This is a genomic window from Vibrio fortis (assembly GCF_024347475.1).
Classification (GTDB): domain Bacteria; phylum Pseudomonadota; class Gammaproteobacteria; order Enterobacterales; family Vibrionaceae; genus Vibrio; species Vibrio fortis.
Map to the genome: position 1 here is coordinate 158,747 of NZ_AP025489.1, position 18,321 is coordinate 177,067.

18 protein-coding genes are annotated in these 18,321 nt (G+C 43.8%); 8 read left to right on the top strand and 10 right to left on the bottom strand.

Annotated elements, in window-relative coordinates:
• Positions 1–88: 88 nt before the first annotated feature.
• A complete protein-coding gene (locus OCV50_RS22570; protein WP_261905483.1) occupies positions 89–1,132 on the bottom strand; it encodes an alpha/beta hydrolase in 1,044 nt (347 codons plus the stop codon).
• 350 nt (positions 1,133–1,482) lie between these two features.
• Here OCV50_RS22570 and OCV50_RS22575 point away from each other — a divergent pair, with 350 nt between their 5' ends.
• The gene (locus OCV50_RS22575; protein ID WP_261905484.1) at positions 1,483–3,321 is read left to right on the top strand and encodes an alkyl sulfatase dimerization domain-containing protein; all 1,839 of its coding nucleotides are present in this window, start codon (positions 1,483–1,485) and stop codon (positions 3,319–3,321) included.
• 90 nt (positions 3,322–3,411) lie between these two features.
• Here OCV50_RS22575 and OCV50_RS22580 read toward each other — a convergent pair whose 3' ends face one another.
• Positions 3,412–3,849, bottom strand: a complete 438-nt coding sequence (locus OCV50_RS22580; protein ID WP_261905495.1) for a MarR family winged helix-turn-helix transcriptional regulator — start codon at positions 3,847–3,849, stop codon at positions 3,412–3,414.
• Between the two features lie 458 nt (positions 3,850–4,307).
• Between OCV50_RS22580 and OCV50_RS22585 the strand changes: the two genes are divergently transcribed.
• Positions 4,308–4,748: a hypothetical protein gene (locus OCV50_RS22585; RefSeq protein ID WP_261905485.1), complete on the top strand. Its 441-nt coding sequence runs from the start codon at positions 4,308–4,310 to the stop codon at positions 4,746–4,748.
• 157 nt (positions 4,749–4,905) lie between these two features.
• Here OCV50_RS22585 and OCV50_RS22590 read toward each other — a convergent pair whose 3' ends face one another.
• From OCV50_RS22590 to OCV50_RS22600, 3 genes are read right to left on the bottom strand one after another with little or no spacing between them, the layout of a single operon-like run.
• Positions 4,906–5,328, bottom strand: a complete 423-nt coding sequence (locus OCV50_RS22590) for a YeeE/YedE family protein (RefSeq protein WP_261905486.1) — start codon at positions 5,326–5,328, stop codon at positions 4,906–4,908.
• A complete protein-coding gene (locus OCV50_RS22595) occupies positions 5,329–5,751 on the bottom strand; it encodes a YeeE/YedE family protein (RefSeq protein ID WP_261905487.1) in 423 nt (140 codons plus the stop codon).
• Positions 5,752–6,063, bottom strand: a complete 312-nt coding sequence (locus OCV50_RS22600; protein ID WP_261905488.1) for an ArsR/SmtB family transcription factor — start codon at positions 6,061–6,063, stop codon at positions 5,752–5,754. It lies immediately after the preceding gene.
• 146 nt (positions 6,064–6,209) lie between these two features.
• Here OCV50_RS22600 and OCV50_RS22605 point away from each other — a divergent pair, with 146 nt between their 5' ends.
• The gene (locus OCV50_RS22605; RefSeq protein WP_261905489.1) at positions 6,210–7,913 is read left to right on the top strand and encodes an FAD-dependent oxidoreductase; all 1,704 of its coding nucleotides are present in this window, start codon (positions 6,210–6,212) and stop codon (positions 7,911–7,913) included.
• 160 nt (positions 7,914–8,073) lie between these two features.
• On the opposite strand, the gene OCV50_RS22610 is transcribed toward OCV50_RS22605, so the two are convergent.
• Both OCV50_RS22610 and OCV50_RS22615 read right to left on the bottom strand, forming a co-directional pair.
• Positions 8,074–8,421 carry an ATPase gene (locus OCV50_RS22610; RefSeq protein WP_261905254.1) on the bottom strand — a complete coding sequence of 116 codons (348 nt, stop codon included), beginning with the start codon at positions 8,419–8,421 and terminating at the stop codon, positions 8,074–8,076.
• A 9-nt stretch (positions 8,422–8,430) separates the two neighbouring features.
• The gene (locus OCV50_RS22615) at positions 8,431–10,467 is read right to left on the bottom strand and encodes a S8 family serine peptidase (protein WP_261905255.1); all 2,037 of its coding nucleotides are present in this window, start codon (positions 10,465–10,467) and stop codon (positions 8,431–8,433) included.
• Between the two features lie 489 nt (positions 10,468–10,956).
• On the opposite strand from OCV50_RS22615, the gene OCV50_RS22620 reads away from it, so the two are divergent.
• Entirely contained in the window at positions 10,957–11,862 is a 906-nt protein-coding gene (locus OCV50_RS22620; RefSeq protein WP_261905256.1) for a LysR family transcriptional regulator, read from the top strand.
• Here OCV50_RS22620 and OCV50_RS22625 read toward each other — a convergent pair.
• A complete protein-coding gene (locus tag OCV50_RS22625; protein WP_261905257.1) occupies positions 11,855–12,286 on the bottom strand; it encodes a hypothetical protein in 432 nt (143 codons plus the stop codon). The two genes, OCV50_RS22620 and OCV50_RS22625, sit on opposite strands and share 8 nt — an antisense overlap.
• Before the next feature lie 49 nt (positions 12,287–12,335).
• The gene (locus tag OCV50_RS22630) at positions 12,336–14,009 is read right to left on the bottom strand and encodes an amidohydrolase (RefSeq protein ID WP_261905258.1); all 1,674 of its coding nucleotides are present in this window, start codon (positions 14,007–14,009) and stop codon (positions 12,336–12,338) included.
• Between the two features lie 237 nt (positions 14,010–14,246).
• Here OCV50_RS22630 and OCV50_RS22635 point away from each other — a divergent pair, with 237 nt between their 5' ends.
• Positions 14,247–14,492, top strand: coding sequence for a hypothetical protein (locus OCV50_RS22635; protein WP_261905259.1), 246 nt, complete (start codon positions 14,247–14,249; stop codon positions 14,490–14,492).
• A 46-nt stretch (positions 14,493–14,538) separates the two neighbouring features.
• Here the strand turns inward: OCV50_RS22635 and OCV50_RS22640 are convergent, their stop codons facing one another.
• Positions 14,539–15,438: a LysR family transcriptional regulator gene (locus OCV50_RS22640; RefSeq protein ID WP_261905260.1), complete on the bottom strand. Its 900-nt coding sequence runs from the start codon at positions 15,436–15,438 to the stop codon at positions 14,539–14,541.
• A gap of 103 nt (positions 15,439–15,541) precedes the next feature.
• On the opposite strand from OCV50_RS22640, the gene OCV50_RS22645 reads away from it, so the two are divergent.
• The 3 genes from OCV50_RS22645 to OCV50_RS22655 are packed head-to-tail and all read left to right on the top strand — an operon-like array spanning position 15,542 to position 18,301.
• Complete coding sequence (locus tag OCV50_RS22645) at positions 15,542–16,408, top strand: MBL fold metallo-hydrolase (protein WP_261905261.1); 867 nt, start codon at positions 15,542–15,544, stop codon at positions 16,406–16,408.
• Positions 16,409–16,421: 13 nt separating this feature from the next.
• Complete coding sequence (grxB, locus tag OCV50_RS22650) at positions 16,422–17,096, top strand: glutaredoxin 2 (RefSeq protein WP_261905262.1); 675 nt, start codon at positions 16,422–16,424, stop codon at positions 17,094–17,096.
• 11 nt (positions 17,097–17,107) lie between these two features.
• Entirely contained in the window at positions 17,108–18,301 is a 1,194-nt protein-coding gene (locus tag OCV50_RS22655) for a multidrug effflux MFS transporter (RefSeq protein ID WP_261905263.1), read from the top strand.
• Positions 18,302–18,321 lie beyond the last annotated feature (20 nt).

An 18,321-nucleotide genomic window follows, 5' to 3' on the forward strand; every position in this document is an offset into this window, starting at 1 on the left:
AAAATGGACGTGAATATTTTAGTCATCATAGCCTCCTAGGTAAGAAGCCACATCCCTGTGAATAAGCGTCGGTTACACTTCCTTATAACTAGCGATTAATATGTTTGTTGAAGAAATTCCTCAATTCATTAAGCGCATCATCAGACTCAGGCATATCGAATAATAAGCTATTCATGTAATCACCATGAGATTGCCCGTCATAAATATGAAGATCGGTTTCTACATCCGCACTACGTAATAGGCGGTGCATTCGAACGGTGTCACTTAATAAGAGATCACGAGTACCCGAAATAAAAAGAGTTGGTGGAAACTCATCAATCTCGGCATAAATTGGGGAGATGATTGGGTTATCAAGTGACTCTCCCCCTGCATACAATTCAAATGTTCCATCAATCATCCCAGCTCGCTGACCGAGCGGGTCAAGCCCTTGAAGGGTTAACCAAGAGTCTGATGTCTCTTTCAAATCAACCGCAGGTGTGCCCGCGAATAACGCACCCGGTGTTGGTAGACCTAACTCTTGCAGTTTAAGTGTTGTCGCCAAGGTCAAGTTACCACCAGCAGAGGTGCCAAACATAGCGGTTGACTCTGGAGACTGAGTTTTAATCAGCTCTTTCCACACCGCCACCGCATCATCAACGGCCGCAGGGAATGGGTGCAGTGGCGGCTGGCGATAATCAATTGAAATCACTTGTGCCCCAAGTCCGTCCGCCATCCATATTGCTTCACGTAGTGCCGACTCGCCACCACCAAAAACAAATGCCCCACCGTGAATATGAACAAGCCACTTATCTTTATATTCAGGTGCAATGTTTTTTGGCGTCACCAAGAAGGTATCAACACCTGCAATCTGCTTCGTCTCAAAAGTCACCCCCGTGCGCTCAAGAGCTTTATGGGCAATCTCTATACCGGGAGCGTCGAACTGAGTTTGGAACGCTAACCACTCTTCTGTCGTAGTTGGAACAGGTAGTAACGGTGTGATCGTTCTATTCTCTAAAATTTGTGCAAACTCTGATGAAACGCCTGCAGGTGTGGGTACCGTTCGTTCTTTCATCGTTATGTCAGCAAGTACAGCTGTGCTTGATAATCCAAGTAATAAAGCAGGGATGATTGTACGTAATGAATTCGATTTCATGATGACTCCAGTTATTAATTAAAGGCCACTTTCGGCTAACGGGTTCATTATCACTTCCCTCAATAATAACCGCGATGAATTACAGAAATTCAAATTTGTAGCCAATTAGCCGCAATTATGAATTTCTCTAATTCCTACCCATCCGGAAAAATCAGTGTGATATTGAGATTAGAAAACATAAGGAGGGAATATGAAGTACTTACCAACCAGCTTAATCTTGATTGGTTATTTGGCCTTTTTCTCCATATTAGTTATTCGGCTAAATAGTTAAAGTAACAATTAAAAAATCAGACATACCTTTATTTTATATCAATAACATTCTTTATTAGATCAAACAATTCGGAGTTAAAATGAAACTTAATGCATCGACTATTTCTATAAAAACATTTCTAATAACCGCATCTATTAGTGCCACTACGGTCGCTAGTGATGACATATTCCCTAACCATCAAAATATATATAACGGTTCAGAAGTTAACCTAATTAAATATGATAATGGTGGAGTAGTAAATTCCATTGTTATTGATAGCATTGCGAAAACCCAGCCTGAGGAGGCATACATCAAACAAGTAGCAGACGGCGTTTGGGCTTTAACTGGCTTTCATTGGGGCTATAAAACCGTCATTGAAGGAGATACTGGGCTAATTATTTATGACTCTGGTGACGATATAGAAGAAGCTCGAGAGATCATTGAGTTAGTGCGAGAACACATTAGTGATAAGCCAATTCATACGGTTATCTACAGCCATTCGCACTATGCTTTTGGTTCGAAAGCTCTACAAGACGTTTATGACGGCGAACTGACTGTAATAGGCCACCCTAAAGTCAACTCAAACATACTAGAGAGTGGCGGTCTTGGTTCATCGATACCAGAATTGTCACCAACATTAACGGCTAGAGCCTATCAGCAGTTTTCTGTGTTACTGCCAGAAAGTGGAGCAGACGCTAAAGCCCCTAATCCTGTAGGTAAAACCAAAGGGTTCACCCCTGTAAATACGCCTGTAACAAACGGTGAAGTAATGACTATCGATGGGGTTGAGATGGTGTTCTATACCGACTTTGACAGCGATACAGATGACCAAGTTATTGTGTACTTACCTGAGTCAAATACCGTCCTGAACAACCATTTATGGCCAACCTACCCTAACTTCTATACGTTGCGAGGTTCAATATACCGAGACCCGACACACTGGGCTGAAGGGATTCAACTTCTCCGAAGCCTGAATCCAGAGCATTTAATTAACACCCATGCAGAACCGCTCAGTGGTCAAGAGAATATCCAAACAGTATTGAATGGTTACTACGATGGCATTATGTATCTCTATGATCAGACTCTACGCGGTATCTTACTAGGACAAACACCCGAAGAGCTAAGTTATTCTGTGCAGTTGCCTAAAGACTTAGCTGAGTTCCCTCATAACCAAATGAGCTATGGTGAGTTTGCCTACTATCCAAAAAGCATCTACCAACATGCGTTAGGTTGGTTTAATGGCGAAGTCGAAACGTTAAATACCATTGAGCCAAGTCTACAAGCCCAAAAGATAATTGAAGGCTTTGGAGGCGTCGACGCAGTGAAAAAAGAGCTGGTTAAGACTTTAGAAAACAAAGAATTTGCTTGGTCAGCTGAGTTAGGAGGCTACTTAGTTCGTGTTGCGCCAAACGATAAAGAAGCCAAGCAACTTTTAGCCAATGCGTTAAGAGAAATGGGTTATAGAACCGAAGCGACTATTCCACGTTCTTGGTACCTCACAAAAGCACTCGCTTTAGAAGGTAAGCTAGAAATCCCGACAGTCGTCTTCTCAGATGCAGATTCTATCATTGACACGCCATCGGAGACTTTCATTAACCAGTTCCGAGTGCGTCTGGATCCGAAAGCTAGTTATGGTAAAAACCAAATGCTGGCAATTAACATCACAGATTCTGATGGGCCTACATCAGGATTACATGTTCGCAGTACGGTTGCGGAGTTTGTGCCTAATGTTGCCGCTTATACGCAGCAACCAAACCTCGAACTAAGCCTACCTAAACACGTTTGGGTGCAGTACTTTGTTGGAGAATTAGATTTAGATGAGATGTTGGATAGCAGTAACGTAGTCACTAACAACAAGAATGATGTAAGAGAGTTCTTTGGCCTCTTTGATCAATTAAACGAGTCGAGGACTCATTTTGTATCCCCATCACAGTCATAGACTTTGACATGGCTATGAGCTAAAAAGCAAACCACATCCGAACAAAGCCTCCACTCAGGAGGCTTTCTGTTATTCAATCAGCTCTTATTTCTATTTATCGAAGTGCTCGGACATCTTTTGAAGTGTCGCAAGGGTGGTTTCTAGATCTTTAAGGTCAAGACCATCGGCACCCTTAGCAGCCCATGAGAGTTGCTTGATGTATAAAAAGTTGTAAACGCGTTTTCCCTCATCAGTCAAATCAACAAGCTTGGCACGCTTATGGTGTGGGTTGTCCAACATCGTTAATAAGCCATCTTTTACCATCACATCGACGAGTCTTTGTGTTGCTTGGCGACTTTGTCCCATGGTGCGACCAATTTGCGCGACTGTCGCTGCTTGCTCAAGTTTGACAATAGCACCCAGTACTTTCCAGCGAGCACTGCTCATTCCAAACTCTTTGGACATCTCATCGCCTTCCGCATTGAGCATTCCATTCACTTTAAAGATTTCTAAAACAACATTGGTGAACATTTCACCCTTTGGATCAATATACATAACTGCGCCCAACACATTTAACTACTTGCTACTCTATATGTTCAGAAGAACAAATTCAAAAGTAACAAGTTCAAAGCCTTAGGTTGCGATTAGAGCGTCACTTATGCTCTAGCAGCAACCTAATTATGCCTTTATCGGCTTAGCGCCGAACACCGATGAAAAGCCCAACCTGAAGAGTCTGATACCGCTCACGACATCGCCTCACCAGATTGACAACACAATGTCAATTCAAACAATAAGACACCTTGTTGTCAAATATCACCTTATCACTAATTTTATTCAAAACTCTCAACAAAACACAACTAAGTATTATTTAACAATAAGTTAAACCAATACAAAACTAGCGTATTGATTAAATTTGATTTTAACCCTCAAAAATAAAATTGACAACAAGTTGCCTTTTTACTAAGTTTCACATCGACAATATGTTACCAACTAAGAGAATCCCGATTATGAAACCAATCATTCACCGCACCGCTGCTATCATTGCCACCCTATGTGTCGCAACTTTTTTTACTTCAACGTTGGTTGTTGAGTTATTTGGTTCAACAGAATCCATCCAGTTGGTGAAATCTCTTATCGTCTTTCCTGGGCTGTTCATATTGGTACCGGCTATTGCAACCACAGGGGCGACAGGCGCCGCTATGGCCAAAGTAAGAAAAGGGAAAGTGATTGAGCGCAAAAGTAAGCGTATGCCGATCATCGCTTTCAACGGCATCGCTATTTTGATCCCAGCCGCTTACTTCCTTAATCAATGGGCGCAAGCCGGTGAGTTTGGGACTCTCTTTTACGGAGTACAGGCACTAGAGTTGATTGCAGGTGCAACCAACCTAAGTTTAATGGTGCTAAATATTAAAGATGGTCGTAAGTTTTCGGCAAAAAGAAGAAAGTGAAACAACAGGTATTGTCAGTCACAGGTGTGAGAGCAAACCTAGGCCAGTGCAATAAATAAACAAAAGCCGCTAACAATAAGCGGCTTAAATACTCGGCACTGTTAGAGGTACCTTACAAGTACCCCTTTCCGTTAGGTTGATTTAGAAAGACATACGGTTACTTTCTTGCGAATAAGGTAACCGACTTCATCCCAATCATCATGCTAGCAATAAACAGGATGATGGTAATACTGCCCTCTCCTAAGCTAGCCACTGCTGGGCCTGGGCAGATACCACCTATCCCCCAACCTAGGCCAAAAATAGATGCGCCCAAAATAAGTTTGTGATCAATCTTTGTATTCGTAGGCAGGCTAAACGCATTGCCATCAACAGTTTTACTACAAGGTTTGATGATGAAATGGTAGAAAGGCGTAAATACGAGCAAAGCTCCCCCCATCACGAACGCAAGACTCGGATCCCACTCACCTGTGATATCAAGAAACGCAAAAATGTTCGCAGGGTCGACCATTCCAGAAACATTCATTCCAGCGCCAAACAGTACGCCAGATAAAAGAGCGACAAATAAAGAAACAGGGGGCATCTAAAGCACTCCTAAAATACGACGAACGAATACAACGGCGATCGCGACAATCATAAAGGTACAAGTCGCAACAATTGAACGCTTCGAGAAACGTCCCATTCCAACAATTCCGTGCCCACTCGTACAACCATTACCTAAACGAGTACCAATACCTACCAGTCCCCCGGCAACCACCACCAATCCAAGGTTCATCGCACTTAAATCTGGCAATTCGAAACCCATTGGACGTGTAAAAACGATGCTAATAACCATGCCGAACAAGAACAGAACTCGCCATAACCGGTCTCCCGATTTTGGCGTAAGTAACCCTCCAATAATCCCACTGATCCCAGCAACTTTTCCACTAAACAACATCAGTAGACCTGCAGATAGACCAAGCAAAGCACCACCAGCCAACGCATGCCAAGGCATTGAGAATTCCATCTATTTGTCCTCTTGTTGATGTTTACAAAATACCGTGTGAAGAGAGCACATCAACATCATGACGCGCTCATCGGCCAACGAATAAAACACTTGTTGTGCTTCTTTTCTCACTTTTACCAAGCCTTTCTTTTTCAGAACCGTAAGCTGTTGAGAGAAAGCAGACTGACTTAAATGAGATGACTCCAGCAATTCAGTAAACCCAACCTCACCACTACTCAGCTGACACAGCACCATCAACCTGTCAGGGTGAGCCATCGATTTTAAAAACTCAGCGGTTTCATTTGCGTTATCACGCATGTCTTCAATGTTCATTCAAACCATCTCATCACTTAATTTTGAACAATATCATGGTACACCCAATTAAATTAGTCAAATCTAATTTAGAAAAATATACATTAGACTTTTCTAATTATAGGTTTTATAGTTGTTGCCATTCAGAATGATCAAAAGGTGACCTTATGACTAAGATTCTTATCGTTGGTGGCGTTGCTGGCGGAGCATCTGCTGCTGCGAGAGCGCGACGTTTAAGTGAAGATGCAGAAATCATCATGTTCGAAAGAGGAAATTTCGTCTCATTTGCTAATTGTGGTTTGCCATACCACATAGGTGGGGACATTAAGGATAGAAGTAAGCTCCTTCTGCAAACTCCAGAGAGCTTCTTAGCTCGATTTAACGTCGATGTTCGCGTTATGAACGAAGTCGTATCCATCAACCGACACAACAAACAGGTCACAGTTAAGAATCTACTGGACGGTAGTGAGTATATTGAAAGCTACGACTTCCTTTTGCTCAGCCCTGGAGCCGGCCCAGTGGTTCCTCCAATACCTGGAATTAATAACCCATTGACCCACTCGCTACGTAACATTCCAGATATGGATCGTATTATTCAAACGATACAAATGAATAAGCCTGAACACGCGACTGTCGTTGGTGGCGGATTCATCGGTTTAGAAATGATGGAAGCCTTTCATCAACTGGGAATTAAAACCACGCTAATTGAGATGGCGGATCAGGTGATGACTCCTGTTGATCGCGAAATGGCAGGCTTTGCTCATGCCGAAATTCGCGAGCAAGGGGTTGACCTTAAATTAGGCGTTGCACTTCAAGCGGTCGAGTACATACCGAATGACCATATCGCTAGTATCGGCTCTGGTGAAGACGAAGAGCACCAACATATTGAGGGTGAGTTGAACCTTACTCTGAACAACGGTGAGTCACTTACCACCGACATCTTAATCATGGCTATCGGTGTACGCCCTGAGACGAAATTGGCAGAAGAAGCTGGGCTTCAAATCGGTGAGTTAGGTGGTATCTACACCAATGAAATGATGCAGACTAGCGACCCTAGCATCTACGCCGTTGGTGATGCCGTCGAAGAAAAAGACTTTGTCACAGGTGCACAAACTCTCGTTCCGCTTGCAGGGCCAGCTAACCGTCAAGGTCGTATGGCTGCCGACAACATGCTCGGACGCAATGAAACCTACCAAGGTACACAAGGCACGGCAATCTGTAAGATTTTTGATCTTGCCGTTGCCTCAACAGGTAAAAACGAGAAGCAGTTGAAACGTGAGGGTGTGGACTATGAAAAAGTCTATGTACACACCGCAAGTCACGCTAGCTACTACCCTGGGGCTGAGATTGTCTCATTCAAAATGCTGTTTGAACCGTCTTCTGGAAAAATCCTGGGGGCACAAGCCGTCGGCAAAGATGGTGTCGATAAGCGTATTGATGTGATGGCGGTTGCTCAACGAGCCGGCATGACTGTCGAGCAGCTGCAACACTTGGAGCTCACTTACGCTCCACCATATGGCAGTGCCAAAGATGTGATTAACCAAGCGGCTTTTGTGGCAAACAACATCGTCAAAGGTGACGCCAAACCAATCCACTTTGATGAGATCATTAACCTCAATGACGATCAGATTCTGTTAGATGTACGAAATCCTGGCGAACTCGAAAACGTCGGCTTTATCTCTGGTGCTGTCAATATTCCAGTAGACCAGCTTCGACAGCGTATGGATGAGCTGCCAAAAGATAAAGAGATCATTATCTACTGCCAAGTAGGATTGCGTGGCAATGTGGCCTATCGCCAGCTGGTCAACAATGGGTTTAAAGCAAGAAACTTAATTGGCGGCTATCGCACCTTTAAGTTTGCTAACGCCTAAACGAGACCTTGTAACAACTGCTTGCTCCCGAATCGCCAACAGATAGTCCGTGCAAGAAGTTAGTGTAATTAAGAGTCGCTGTAACACATAACGCCCCTCTAGGTTACTGTTTATAGAACCTGAGGGGCGTTTTCGTATTAGAACAGATTATTGGAGTGTTTTACTGAGACAGCAGCTTTCGCACAGGCTCGGGCTCCGTATATTCCACTGATTGGTGGTTAGCAAGCTTATCCAATTCGGATTGCTCGCCAATCACAATCAGCACATTCTGGTCCACCAGCACGTCTACCACTTGAACATCGTGTTGATGAAGCAGCGCTCTTACCTCGTCTTCCTTCCCTTCAACATACTTAACAAAGTAACGAGTAGGTTGTTGCTCCACTTGTTCAGGGCGTTTATCCACCAAAGGAAAGCCTTGGTTATTAGCCAAACTGTGTGAGCTCAGCCCGAGTGCTAAAAGCGCACTCACCCCCATTGCGGACAATGAAACAAAGTTCAACGCCTTCATAGTCACTCCTTATTGAAAGGTTAGTGTCCAACTGTTGATGGTTCCTGTGTCTCTTCTGGCACTGTCTACCGCTTTAAGTTCCCAAATGCCTTGAGATTCAAAACCCGTAAAGTCGACTTGGAAGGTGGTATTGATATCATTGGCACTACCGCCTTGATTGTCATGCAGAACCACTTGCCCACCCGTTGGAGAAGTGAGCGTGATACGCAGATCACCAATGTAGGTATGAGCAACATCTAAATCAATCGTTACCAAACCCGCGTCACCAGAACGAACGACATCAAGTTCACTCACAACGCCCGCAGCACTGTTATCAGGAATCGCAACAGCATCAGAATTAGTGTAGCTATTTAGATCGCCTCCATTACCTGAGCCATCCGGGCCATTACAACCAGCATCTAAGTATTGCTTCGCAGCATCTGCATTCACAAGACCATGACCAGTACGATTGTCACGACCCACGACATCGATATCCGTTGCTGTCTTGATCAACGCATTACGCACTTGTGAAGCGGTACATGTCGGGTGGTTACTCCAAACCAAGCCTGCAACACCGGTGACATGCGGCGTCGCCATTGATGTACCGTTGTAGTACTCATAGTCTTCGTCTTTGGTGGTCGATACCGTAATTTCTTGACCAACATAGCCTAATAACTCCTGACCAAAGGCACGATCAACCGTCACCGACACCATGCGCGCAGCGTTGTTTTGATCGACTAAGAAAGGGTTCTGTAAGCCTGGAAGTGCTGAGTTACTATAAACAATCGCTGCACTTGCCCCTGCGTTGTAACACGCTTGAACAGCATCAACCTCAGGATAACTACTCGAAGACTGATTACCAACGCGTTCAACCAAGCAGATCTTGCCTGACATATCACCACAATTAAAACGACTGCCAGACACCTCGCAGCTTGCTAATGCCGCTGTAATGGAACCTGAAACGGGATCAGGACCGTAACTGCCGCCACTCTGAACCAATCGGTTGTGAGGAACAATACCACGTTCAAATTGACTAACACCGTTAAGTTTGATGTCTGAAAGCTTACCTTCACCGACAGTAACGGTAGACAAAATCGCCACACCCGGACCTGAGATCTCGACTTGGTTTGTCGCCTGAGAGAACGCAGCATGATCGCTCTTATCATCCACCGCAGCGACGGACATCACCGAGTCGTAAGATGCTGGATAACTGTGTGCCGTATTGCCGTCGTTACCTGCTGCTGCAATTAGCAGCACTCCATTATCGTATACCGCTTTTAGGGCATTTTTCTCGGTCACACTCGATTGGCTACCACCCAGGCTCATGTTGACCACATTAGCACCGTTGTCGGCACAAGTTTGTACCGCCTTCACCAAGCTAGATGAGTACCCCCAACCCGCTTCATTGAACACCTTGACGATGTGCAGGTTCACGTTTTGATTAGGCATGATCCCTTTGATGCCCTCAGTATTAGCAATCGCTGCAATGGTGCCTGCTACGTGTGTACCGTGCGCGTTGTTATTCCCAGGAACGCTCCAAGAACCAGTGCCGCTGTCGTTAGTCCCCGACACAAGATTGCCACTCAGATCGTTATGAGCGAAGTCGTAGCCTGAATCGATAATGCATACGGTGCGATTACCTGCGTTCGAATCCTCCAGAAGCTGAGCATTCACCGCTTGATAGCCCCAAGGAACGGTTTCACTCAACAAGTAACGCGGAGGGTCAACCTCTACATACTCAACATCACTACGATTGCGCAATTTCCCCAACTCTGAGTCTGCCATCTCCACACTGTAGATCGCATTTTTACCTAACTTTTCGACCTTACGTGCTTTGAGCTGATCGAGCACCGACTCTTGCACAATGCGCGGCCCCCAAAACACGTTCCCACCCATGACGGAAGGGCTAGATGCATCCTCTTTAAACTTAACGATGTACTTGGTTGGCAAGTTGGATTCATCGAACCCAGAGAATGGAGCCGCCTGCGCTGACATAGACAATGTCATCGCCACTGCTACGGCGGACAGTGGCATTAAGCCTTTCATATTTAACGTTGTATAGTGCATCTGCTTTTTCCTTTAGCATATTTTTATTCACACATAACCCATGAAGAATCATTTATAAAATCCACTCATGGGCTATTCAGCTATAAATTAATTGCTCTAAAGTCCAAATCATTCACCACACAAATGTTTATTTCTTGAGCGGTTATCACTCGCTAAACCAAAAGAGTGAACACTCAATACCCAATTTATCGTTTACAAAACCGCCAATTATCTATCAAAAACATGAATTTCGAGTTATTTTTATTGAGTATTTATTCTAATTGACAATAAATCTCATTAAAAAAGAAGAGGTAAGCCATAATCAATTATCTTGGAATTGATAAATAAATAACTAAGCACGCTTTCATACATGCTTTTGATTCCAATACGATGGTTATTGTTTGCTACTCTTTTCCGATATGATTAGCCGTTGTGAATTACGTATAGTTATGCTTTTTGTTAAGCCCATGTTCGTCAAAACATTGTTCATATCGGAGTTGAGTTCAATTTATGAATTTACTACACCTACAAGCGCTTTTATTAGCCGCGGAGACAGGTTCAATTTCTGCTGCAGCTCGTAAGCTGGGGAAAAAGCAGCCGCAAGTTAGTCAATGGATCTCTGACTTAGAAATTGATCTTGGGGTTTCCTTTTTTGATAGAACTGGAAATAAAACATCACTCAGTAAGGATGGGGAGCGTTTGCTGCCTTATCTTTCCCACAGTATGAGTCAGCTTACCAAGCTGGTTAAAAGTGCTGAAATGATCGCCCAAGGAGAGTCGACCGTGGTGAGAATTGGGATTGAAAACTATGTTCCCGACCTTGCTTTCGCCACCCCTCTTTCTCAAGCACTAGAGCTGCCTAATTTGTGTATCGAGGTGTATCGCGAAGATAAAGCGCAGCTCATGCAGGATCTAAATGAAGGCGACGTCGATATCATCATTACTCATGAGTCCGATATCCTTCATCATCAAAACTTCGAATATTGTCGCGTAGGTCATTACAGAGAAGTATTAACGTGCAGCCCAAAGCATCCTCTTAGTCAATTGCCGGTCGTTACAACCAATGACTTAAGCCAACACCGTGAGCTAATTTGGGGGGAAACAGATAGCGATCTTGAAACGATCAATGAAAATCACGATGGTTTTAGTCCTAATTTTGGCTTTTTCTCGGACGTACAACTTCTAATAGCGATGCTAACACGCGACAAAGGGTTTGCGTTTTTGCCCAACGAGTGTGTTGATGCCTACATTAAAAATGGCGAGCTCATAGCTCTGAATTGTGATTTTGAGCCAGTGGGGATAGATCGAAGAATTGAGTTATGTTGGCGCAACGGCTTAACGCTGTCTCAGTATGGTCTTCAAATCGTAGAGGCTTTCAAAAATAGTCACCAACTACAAAGTCGCCCTATTACTTAGAGTGATTATCTGGCGTTTCAGAAGTCGCGATTAAAGCATCCCACCAATCATAGATATACAGAGATGCGTAAATTGGGAGAACAGCCCATAGCAATGGGTCATCCCATACTGTTGACGTTATTCCAATGGCTGCAATAGCCAAAATAATAAGCTCAGAAATACCAATCAGTAAGAGTAATTTGGTTAAATGAGCCAGTGCTCGTTGAACTACATTTGAGAGCTGTGTTTTTTGATAAGTAGCTTCGAAAAGGCCAATGATACCTGCGGCCATTAACAGCCCAATCACGGAAAGGATTGCACTTTGGTTTTCTTGTTCCATCTGACGCATGCTGTCAAATGTAAACCGGAACAATAGAGGCACAATAAATAATAGAAGTACCAACTGCCTAACTGCTATTTCGACAAAAAAGTGTTTTTTCTGCATATTAGACTCCACTAGAAAGGGTGTAGAGATAACTCCACACCCAAGTTTTTTACTCTTCAGCGTCAAATACAATATCACCCTGTAGTACCGTCATTAATATCTCCGTATCGGCGATATCATCTGGCGATAAGCGAGTAATGTCGCGATCTAAGATCGCAAAGTCTGCTGACTTTCCAACTTCTATGGAACCTGTAATCTCTTGTATACCAAGACTTTTTGCTGCGTTAATGGTATACGCATCAATGGCAGACTTTACATCAGGTAATCCGGTGTTTCCCATTCTTATGCTGTTTGCAATCCCGACAAGCGGGTTAAGTTCGTGAACATTCCAGTCACTACTTAATGTCAGGTTAGCTCCCGTATCAAAAATAGCTTTAAGATTCATAAGTGCCTGTGCTCTTTTTGCGCCTAGGAATAGCTTAGCCCATGAATGGTCGTGCTCAACAACATATTCCGAACCGACTTGAAAATCCGCAGTGACATCAAGAGTAGCAAAGCGATTCACATCTTTGGGGTCAACAAGCTCGACATGAGTCAGGGTGTATGGTTTCGTTGAGCCATTCCTACGAGTATGCTCCACGGCATTAAGCGACTCGCGCACTGCACCGTCTCCAATCGCATGAATATGTGCGCTATAACCAATCTTATCCAATGCATCCAACCACGTTTTCATCTCGCTTGGTGGTATATAGTTAATACCGTAAGGCTCATCGGGAATGTAAGTATCTAAATAAGGTGCAAGTGTTTTAGCGGTGCCGTTTATGGTAATTCCGTCACTGTACATTTTTACCTGGTCTACCAATAACAAACCGGATGTATCACTAGTTTGAATTGTTTTCAGGAATGCTAACTGCGGCTCCATAGAGTCTGCAGGATACACCCAAGGACGCAGAGAAACTCGCGCAGTTAGATTGCCGTCTTTTTCTACTTGTTTCCAAACTTCATACCAGCCACGCTTCCAGTACAGTCGCCCATCACCAATAGTTGTTATTCCATAAGCTGCCGACTCTTCTAAACCTGCCATTAAACCGTCATAACTTTGGTTGAACTGCCCTTCCAGACTATTCCACGCCATCTCCATCACGATATCGCCAGCATTATCAAATAAGATTCCATTAAGTTCTCCGGTAAAAGGGTCTTTAAGAATCTTCCCGCCTTGCGGTTCTGGCGAGTCTTTAGTAATTCCAGCCAGCTCCATTGCTACAGAGTTAACCCACATCGAGTGCGAAGTCTGCTCCATGATAACAACGGGGCGATCAGGAAAAACACCATCTATCACCTCCAGAGGAGTTTGTGTATTCGTTTCATTTAGAATGGCATCAAGCGAAAAACCATACCCCATCAGCCAACCTTTAGATTTACTGCTCCGGCTACACGCCTGTAAGTAAGGAATCTGACCTTCCAATGAAGCATCCATACTCAGCTCGCAATTACCACCCGCTTCGGAAGCGGCTTCAAATACGTGATTATGGTTATCAATAAAACCTGGCATGACATAAGCGTGTTCGAGATCGATGATTTCTGTGCTTTGATTACGATACGGCTTGGCGTCTGCCCCATTACCGACAAACACGATATTTCCATCATGAATGGCAATCGTATTCGCTTCTTCGTAACCATAAATTTTTGCGTTGGTTAAAATCGTATCAGCGTTTTCAGTAGCCAATGCATTCGAACTCATTGTTAAACTCACTATCAGTGTCAAAGGAAGGATTCGGCTCATCATTTACTCCTTTCACTCCCTAAAGCCTTATTGCTTTATGATTGCAGGAAGCGATTTGTTATGCGTTGAATAAAGGTTAAAGCAACAAGCGAGAAAAAGAAAAATAGCGAGTATAAGAATATTTAGATAGCCAGATCGTTGTACTCTCGTCACAAAGATGAGTACCCTGCATAACAGGATGGTACTGGCTTTCGACTTTACCAATGCTACTACCCAAACTTAACCAAAAGACTGACTATGAAATTTGATATCAACACATTGAAACACCACCAACTCGTCGAAGATGGCCAACTAGAAGGGTGCTACATTCATCAGCCAGTTCAAGGCAGCCAAGAAGATGATAAAGAAGTAGTAGCCGAGCGCAAAACGCTCGAGCAAATGGGGTTTAAAGTCGTTCAGGTTAAGGCAAAAGGCGGGACAACAACCTTTGCCGAAGCAATGCAAAAGCTTGCTAAGAAGACGGGGCATATACCTAAAGAATAAACACCGAGTAATTAAGCGGCGTAGTTCTCCATGTGGTCGTCTTTTCCTACGAAGTAATGATGCGAGTAAAATTCGCCTTTAAAAACTTCAAGAATAGCGATAAGCGAAACGGTACATGCTTGCGAGTTGGATACATACCATAGATATTCACTATCGGAAAATTGGCAACATTTTCAATTTGAACTAAATGCCCGCGCTTCACATGGGGATTAACGAATACACTTGGTATCATCGCAATCCCCATTCCATCTAAAGTCGCTTGAATTAACGTGTGTGTATCTGAAATAACAGCGACCCAAGGCTGCCTATAGGAAAGGCTTTTTCCATCAATGGTGAGTGTCCAGTAATCCCCATCTCTTGAATTCCCCATATGTAAACAATCGTGATCCATCAGCTCAGTATAATCAGTTGGAGCTTGATATTGTTCTATGTATGAAGGAGCCGCATAAAGGCCGAATTCTGACTCTCCGAGCTTAGTTGCGATATAAGAAGAATCCTGAAGTTCGAAGGAAAATCGAATACTCAGATCTATCTCCTCCTCAATCAAATTTATATGATGGTTCGACAAAGCTAAATCAAAACGAATACCTGGATATTCGTTACGAAACTCTTTGATAGCCTTCATTAAAAAAGATCCCATGGCATCAGGTGCGGACAAACGAATGAGCCCTTCTGGGTTATTTTGATGTGCTGTCGCCAATGAGTCCTCGAGCTGCTCAATATCACTTAACACCGCTTTCGCCCCCTCGTAATAGGCTTTGCCTCCCGGTGTAAGGTGCATACTGCGCGTTGTGCGATTTAACAACACAAATCCTAGTGAGTCTTCTAACGCGGCAATATGTCTACCAACAATCGCAGGTGTGATACCCAGTGATTTTGCCGCTTTAGAAAAGCTCCCTTTATCGACAACAGAGCAAAACAGCTGCATATTCCGGTACTTATCCATTTGATACCTTTTGTATTAAGTGAAGTTACTTTTACGCCTATTGTTCTATTCATTGATGTTAATTATCTTCTGTTTCATCATCAACAGTGAAACGGAAATAATCATGTCTCTTACTTCAAAACTCACCACTCTTTCTCTGGTTTTAGGAATGGCGACCAGTGTCAGTGCTGCTGACAGTTTCGATCCTTCTAAACCGGTAATGACAAAACTGAAAGATGGCATCTATCAATATTCTCAGTTTTTTTACAACAGCTTGGTTGTTGTTACCGACGAAGGGGTGATCATCACCGATCCCTCTGGAGATGCTCGCTCAGCACAAATGATGAAAGAAATCCGCCGTGTGACAACGCAACCCGTTAAAAAAGTCATCTATTCTCACGACCACTTTGATCATTCCCGTGGGGGAAAAATCTTCAAAGATCAGGGGGCTGAGTTTATTGCACAAGAAAACTGCACAGACTTACTCTCTCGAGATTTAGAACAAAAAGTGGCTTACCCAACAACGACTTATAGAGATGACATGACTATCTCATTGGGTGGGAAACAAATCGACCTCCATTACTACGGTAAGAATGATGGTAACTGTATGAGTATTGTGCACATGCCTGAAGACAAAGTTCTTGTTGCCGTTGACTGGCATTTACCACAGTACCTGGTGAGCTCAGGTCGTTTGATTGAACAAGACTACGTCGCAACATTAAATACGATTAAACGTGTTCGAGAAGAACTCGAATTCGACACTATCGTCAATGGCCATATTCCGGTCGATTCACCTGAGCTTCTAAAAGAGAGTGAAGAATTTGCCCAAGCTCTATTTGACGCGGTTTGGAAAGGGCTACAAGAAGGAAAATCTGTCGATGAGCTTAAAACGTCGATAAAACTTCCTAAATTCCGTCATTGGAATGGTTACGAGGAACACCTATCCGCTCATGTTGAGCGCATGGCTTACTCAATTTGGCATGGTAACTAATTGGAGCGTAACGATGAAATTACATGTATTTGATAGTTGCCCTTTTTGTGTCCGAGTTAAGACCGTTATTGGACTGAAAAACCTGAATTGTGAAATCAAGCCAATGACACTAGGTCAGCTACCGGCATCTCTAGACGGTAAGTTAGAGCGTTTGACTGTTCCTGTACTTGAACTACACCAGCCCCATGATCGTGAAAGCTCACTAATGGTCGAGAGCCTAGATATCATTCGTTACTTGGATCAACTAGATAAGCCGCTATTTGAGGGTTATGAAATATCAGAACCGTTACAAGATCTTCTGACGCGACTCTACCCGGTATCTGCACAACTTCTATACCCGAGAATGCCGAAGCTGAATCTCCCTGAGCTTGCATCACCGTCGGCACTCAAGATGTTTACCGAGTCACGCAAAAACGCTTTGGGCCAATCAATTGATCAAGCGTTAGCAAGAACTAAAGAGTACCTACCAGAGTTACAGCAACTTTTAGAAGAGCTCGAATCATTCATTGAGCTTGATGACTTTATATCTGGCAAGCGAGCGCTGAGTATCGACGACGTTGTCATATTTGCTGAGATAAGAAGCTACACCATGATTGCTGAACTTGAAATGAGCGAACGCCTTATGAAATTTGTACACACCATTGCATCACGTTCAGGCGTGTCTTTATATCCAAAAATCAGCGAGTAATGGAGTTTAAGATGGCAAACAACAAAATTCTTCCTCTGTTGGTAATTTTCTCACTCATACCTTTGGGACCACTAGCGATTGATGTCTATTTGCCATCTTTTCCTCAAATGATTGAGAGCTTTGCTGCCTCCGACAGTGAAATAAGGCAGACCATTTCAATCTACATTCTGGCTTTGGGGGTCAGTCAACTCATTGCTGGGCCGGTCTCTGACCGTAAGGGTCGAAAGTTTTCAGCAATGCTTGGCTTGTTTATGTATGCCGCCGGTAGCTTGTTGGTTGTCGCTTCGTCCTCCCTAAATATGCTGTACGCCGCGCGAGCAATTCAAGGTGTCGGAGCGTCTTTCACCATGATTACGGCAATGGCTTGGATACGTGATAACTATGAAGGAGACGCTGCTGGAAAGTGGTTGAGCTACATGGGTGGCGTGACCAGTGCTGTTCCGACAATTGCTCCGCTAATTGGTAGCGGGTTAGCACTATTTTGGGGCTGGACCGCTGGCTTTTACCTCATGGCTGGCTTGGCAATATTGCTTTTTGTGCTCTCTGCAATGGCTCTTAAGTCGCAACCGAGTGTTAAGACAACAATGGAGGTAGAGGATACCGAGGCTCTACAATGCAACGTACGAGATATATTGAGCAATCGAAGTTTTTTGGTGTATTCGCTGACAAACATGCTCAGTTTTGGCGCCTTATTAACCTACATCTCTGTCGCCCCCATAGTGGCAATAAGTGAAGGTGGGTTTTCTCAAGTACAGTTCTCTGTGATGTTCGGGATCATTGGAGGCGTTCAAATACTGTCTAGCCTGATTGCCCCCAAGCTAATGAAAGCGTTTGGTCGTAGAAATACCGTGCGTTTAGGTACTGTGATTATCGTTATCGGTGGCATTGGATTGTTATTCATTGCACCGAATGCCACATACCTATTCTTTGTTTTATCGGCATTAGGCGCCGCGGGGTTCAGTCTTCTTTCTGGCTCAGCGACATCATTGGCACTCGAGTCATTTAAGTACTGTGCTGGTCTAGCGACATCAATTGATGGTTTTTTGAGAATGATTGGTGGTGCGCTGCTTGTAGCAATTTCAGGATTGATGGGCGTTAGCGGTATCTCTACATTAGCCGCGGTGATGTTGCTATCAATACTGCCCGTTATATTGGTTACTTTGGATAATCGAATCGTGAATGCCGCAAGTAGAAGCGTAGGTTAGCCATTAGAAATTAGGTCAAA

Bases quoted from the DNA above. Each gene is read 5' to 3' on its own strand.
- OCV50_RS22570 (WP_261905483.1), bottom strand. From the start codon at position 1,132: ATGAAATCGAATTCATTACGTACAATCATCCCTGCTTTATTACTTGGA.
- OCV50_RS22575 (WP_261905484.1), top strand. From the start codon at position 1,483: ATGAAACTTAATGCATCGACTATTTCTATAAAAACATTTCTAATAACC.
- OCV50_RS22585 (WP_261905485.1), top strand. From the start codon at position 4,308: ATGAAACCAATCATTCACCGCACCGCTGCTATCATTGCCACCCTATGT.
- OCV50_RS22590 (WP_261905486.1), bottom strand. From the start codon at position 5,328: ATGCCCCCTGTTTCTTTATTTGTCGCTCTTTTATCTGGCGTACTGTTT.
- OCV50_RS22595 (WP_261905487.1), bottom strand. From the start codon at position 5,751: ATGGAATTCTCAATGCCTTGGCATGCGTTGGCTGGTGGTGCTTTGCTT.
- OCV50_RS22600 (WP_261905488.1), bottom strand. From the start codon at position 6,063: ATGAACATTGAAGACATGCGTGATAACGCAAATGAAACCGCTGAGTTT.
- OCV50_RS22605 (WP_261905489.1), top strand. From the start codon at position 6,210: ATGACTAAGATTCTTATCGTTGGTGGCGTTGCTGGCGGAGCATCTGCT.
- OCV50_RS22610 (WP_261905254.1), bottom strand. From the start codon at position 8,421: ATGAAGGCGTTGAACTTTGTTTCATTGTCCGCAATGGGGGTGAGTGCG.
- OCV50_RS22615 (WP_261905255.1), bottom strand. From the start codon at position 10,467: ATGCACTATACAACGTTAAATATGAAAGGCTTAATGCCACTGTCCGCC.
- OCV50_RS22620 (WP_261905256.1), top strand. From the start codon at position 10,957: ATGAATTTACTACACCTACAAGCGCTTTTATTAGCCGCGGAGACAGGT.
- OCV50_RS22625 (WP_261905257.1), bottom strand. From the start codon at position 12,286: ATGCAGAAAAAACACTTTTTTGTCGAAATAGCAGTTAGGCAGTTGGTA.
- OCV50_RS22630 (WP_261905258.1), bottom strand. From the start codon at position 14,009: ATGAGCCGAATCCTTCCTTTGACACTGATAGTGAGTTTAACAATGAGT.
- OCV50_RS22635 (WP_261905259.1), top strand. From the start codon at position 14,247: ATGAAATTTGATATCAACACATTGAAACACCACCAACTCGTCGAAGAT.
- OCV50_RS22640 (WP_261905260.1), bottom strand. From the start codon at position 15,438: ATGGATAAGTACCGGAATATGCAGCTGTTTTGCTCTGTTGTCGATAAA.
- OCV50_RS22645 (WP_261905261.1), top strand. From the start codon at position 15,542: ATGTCTCTTACTTCAAAACTCACCACTCTTTCTCTGGTTTTAGGAATG.
- grxB (WP_261905262.1), top strand. From the start codon at position 16,422: ATGAAATTACATGTATTTGATAGTTGCCCTTTTTGTGTCCGAGTTAAG.
- OCV50_RS22655 (WP_261905263.1), top strand. From the start codon at position 17,108: ATGGCAAACAACAAAATTCTTCCTCTGTTGGTAATTTTCTCACTCATA.